We start from the raw sequence: 3,147 nt of genomic DNA, 5'->3' as shown, positions 1-3,147 counted from the left end.
CAGAAAGCCCACCAAAGACCCCATCGGTTACTTCAACCTTGTCGCCCCTTGAAAGCATCGATTGAACTTGCAACAAAAGTTCACCTCGCCCCTCGCTATCAAATAAATCCGAAACAAAGCCTTCGGGCAAAACACTTAATTTACCATTTTGCATCAGTAAGGATTTACCCTCCCCCCCCTCGTCGACATCAAAGGGCGCCAACCAACAGCAAAGTCAGTTAGCCGGATAAATATGTAGCCTGGAAACAAGGTTTTTTTTTACGCACAGAAGTTTTACGTGCATGCCTGACCATAGCCTCAAAAGCAGGACAATAAGCATCAAATCCCTGCTGCTGCACCTGGTCGACAGCAAATAACTCACAGTTTGCTTTCGTATTTGCAACAATCCAGTGACCGGTCGCCATCTTCATTGCAAGAATCCCGGAATTAAAAATCTCGACCGATCTAGGTGTAATTCAGACAAAATTCGATCTATCTCCCCCCCCACCAACAACGAAGTATTAAATTGGCAAGAGACGACAGCATCAACCTTTAGGATTGGAGTTAGCTCAACAGCTTCTTGAGGTTCTGACACCAACACTAACCCATGAGGTGAAGATCGCGCGCCACTTCGTCCGATTACAGCCACCAGGTTTATCTTAGGAAACTGATGCGAGACCAGAACAGCGAGTTCAGTTAATTCCGTATTCCCCAGCAAAACAATATTTTGCCAGCCATTAACAGAACAAAGATCGAGAAGTGCAGAATATTGCTCTCTCCCTTGCCGAAAAGCATCAAATGATGCATGTAAAAAATCCGCTGTAAGCTTTGCTTTTTCAGAAAACCCTTCAGGAGTAAGGTAATACAAGTATCTTCTGAGTGGAGCTTCCTGAAGCTTAACCAACCCCTTTGCGACAAAACGCTTCACGTGCCAATTAACCATCCCAACAGATATACCAACTTCTCGAGACAAATCCTTTTGTGAAATCGAGGGATTTCTCTCTATTTCACTAAGTAGCTGATATAATATTTGATCTTTTGACACAGAATACCCCAGATCTATCGCATGTAAATTATTTCTGGTAAATCAAACCTCACGTTCAATTACTGAATACCTTAAATCATAAAAAAAGACAACTCCCCCACACAACCTTATTAATCATACTGTTTTTTGCACTTACTGCACAATAAGTGCACCTTCAAGATCAAGAACCGCCTTTACCGAAGCAACGACTGAAACAATCATATTGCAACTAAAACGCCGCCAAAATTATTTATCTTTGGATAAACGGGTGCTGTTCACCTTTTATTTGCGAGATATCCATATGATTTATTCTGGATACGATTTCAATGGATGGTCGCACATCAGCCAATCCATACCCTTGCCCAGCAATAATTGCGCGGTAGCTCTCTGTGTGCAGATCAGTAAATCCACCAGAAAATTCGATTTCCTCACCATCCATGGCAATGGAACGATAAGTCGTTTGTTTACCCTTAACTGAATCAGGTAAATACTCACTTGAAACGGACAGAAACCACCGTACTCGAGCTCGTTCGAACTCTAAATACCCGGCAGCTGTTTCATCTGTACGCTGGTGAACGACATTTTCTTTCAGCCCCCCAAAGATAAAACCCAGCATATCAAAAAAATGAACACCAATATTTGTTGCAACTCCACCAGATTTTGATGCGTCTCCTTTCCAAGACACATGATACCAACGCCCTCGAGAGGTAATATATGTTAAATCGAGATCATGGATTTTCTCAGGATTTTCGGCAACCTTCTTCTTTAAAGCCAAAATTGCCGGGTGGTGTCGCAGCTGAAGTATAGAGTAAATTCGGTTTCCAGTATCTTTTTCAATTTCCTCCAGACCATCAATATTCCATGGATTTAACACAAGAGGTTTTTCACATATAGGCGTTGCCCCTGACCGTAAAACATATCGGCAGTGAGCATCATGCAGATAATTTGGAGAGCAGATACTAATATAATCCAGCGGCGTACCTTCTCTGGATTTTTTGTCTACATGGCGGTCAAAGCGTTCAAATTCCGTAAAAAAACGGGCTTCAGGAAAATAACTATCCATAATGCCAACTGAATCATTTGGATCAAAGGCAGCAATTAGGTCATTACCCGTCTCTTTAATTGCTTTCATATGGCGTGGAGCAATGTAACCAGCAGCCCCCATCAATGCAAAACGCTTCATTTTCTTCATTCCAAACTGATTTAATTTTCAACACTTATAAAACACGTGCCACGAAAGGCAACTCAAACTCTTGGAAATCCCCATTCCCTTAAACCTCCTACGTAACCTTCCATGCTAAAAACATCAGAGCAGGCCATAGATCACCCTCTCGGTTAGCTCCCTTTTGGTGTTCTTGCCAGCTTTGACGGATAATTTCCATATCCAGTAATTCGCAGACTTCAGCATTTGTGCTATTAACCAATTCTGCCCCCCAAGGCTTTAATTCTCCTCTTAACCAATCCCGGATTGGTACATCGAAACCCTTCTTCGGCCTGTCGACCAATTTTTGAGGAACGTATTTATACAAAGTTTCCTTCAGCAACTGTTTTGGGCCATGGTTCTGATCAACGTGCCAACCCGTTGGAAGAGACCAACAAAGCTTTGCCAGATCCTGATTTAAAAATGGGGTTCTGACCTCGAGAGATGCCGCCATGCTTGCTCGATCAACCTTTACCATCAGATCATCAGGAAGATAAACCAAGCTATCCGAAACCATTAATGACTTTAGGACACCAAAGTTATCCACTTGCTCTTTATCCAAAGGCCATGTACGTCCAAAATTCCAATTATCGTCCAACGATACACTTTTCAGCGGAAGGCCATCTCTCCAAAATCCTGAATAATGCTCTGAAAAAGCTCCTACAGAATTTGCATAGGATTTGATCAATGATTTTTTGACTTTCGGGCCAAAACGGCTTGGTTTTTTTCTAAAAATGCCCGCTCCTTTGTCAATAACATGCCACGGAAGACCCGCGAGTGATCGAGCAAGATTTTCATTTTGCGTTCCATGTTTTCGACTATTCCAATCCTTTTCTATTTGCAGGTATCGCGAATAACCTCCGAAGAACTCATCCCCTCCATCCCCAGAAATAGCAACTGTCACATGTTGGCGTGCAAGCTGACAGAGCAACATTGTCGGAAT

The 3,147-nt window shown here is 42.6% G+C and carries 4 protein-coding genes; all 4 read right to left on the bottom strand.

Annotated elements, in window-relative coordinates; genetic code table 11:
- Positions 1-218 precede the first annotated feature (218 nt).
- A complete protein-coding gene (locus Q0241_RS21855; RefSeq protein WP_299381330.1) occupies positions 219-410 on the bottom strand; it encodes a hypothetical protein in 192 nt (63 codons plus the stop codon).
- Complete coding sequence (locus Q0241_RS21850) at positions 407-1,024, bottom strand: winged helix-turn-helix transcriptional regulator (RefSeq protein WP_299381327.1); 618 nt, start codon at positions 1,022-1,024, stop codon at positions 407-409. Before Q0241_RS21850 ends, Q0241_RS21855 begins: the two co-directional genes overlap by 4 nt.
- Positions 1,025-1,253: 229 nt before the next feature.
- On the bottom strand, positions 1,254-2,186 hold the full coding sequence (locus Q0241_RS21845) for a Gfo/Idh/MocA family oxidoreductase (protein WP_299381325.1): 933 nt from the start codon (positions 2,184-2,186) through the stop codon (positions 1,254-1,256).
- A 97-nt stretch (positions 2,187-2,283) separates the two neighbouring features.
- On the bottom strand, positions 2,284-3,147 hold an 864-nt coding region (locus Q0241_RS21840), incomplete at its 5' end, for an asparagine synthase C-terminal domain-containing protein (RefSeq protein WP_299381322.1).

The sequence above is a fragment of the uncultured Kiloniella sp. genome, from assembly GCF_937128705.1.
Classification (GTDB): domain Bacteria; phylum Pseudomonadota; class Alphaproteobacteria; order Kiloniellales; family Kiloniellaceae; genus Kiloniella.
This window is presented reverse-complemented; position numbering and strand designations above follow the sequence as displayed.